General features: G+C 60.2%; 1 protein-coding gene. It reads right to left on the bottom strand.

Annotation, left to right across the window (positions count from 1 at the left end; all coding sequences use genetic code 11):
* Positions 1 to 384 (bottom strand): NAD(P)H-dependent oxidoreductase (locus tag AC1D0P_RS31540; protein WP_477680324.1); only part of this gene is annotated, 384 nt, incomplete at both ends.

Genomic DNA, 384 nt, shown 5'->3' with positions numbered 1-384 from the left:
CCATAGGTCAGCACTGCGCCCAGCTTGCGGATATGCCTCAGCCGCGATTGGACCTTGCCGTCGACCAGTTCGAAGGAAACGCCTGGCAGCCAGACCCGGTCGAAATAACCCTTGAGCATGGCCGGGAAACCGAAATTCCACACCGGCGTGACGATCACCAACGCCTCGGCCGCGTTCAGCCGGTCACAATGGCTGCCGACCAGCTTCGTGTTCTCCGGATAGTCGTGGTAGACGATCCTGTCGTGGCGCGACATGACGGGATCAAAACCTTCAGCATAGAGATTGCAGTCGTCGACGTCATGGCCGGCCTTTGCCAGGCTTTCGCGCGTGAGTTTGTGAAGAGCGGCGCCGTAGCTCGATTCGACCGGATGGGAGTGCAGGAGA

Source organism: Polaromonas sp. P1_G2 (genome assembly GCF_056405515.1).
Note: the sequence above shows the minus strand (reverse complement) of the source record. Positions and strands in the feature narration are given on the sequence as shown.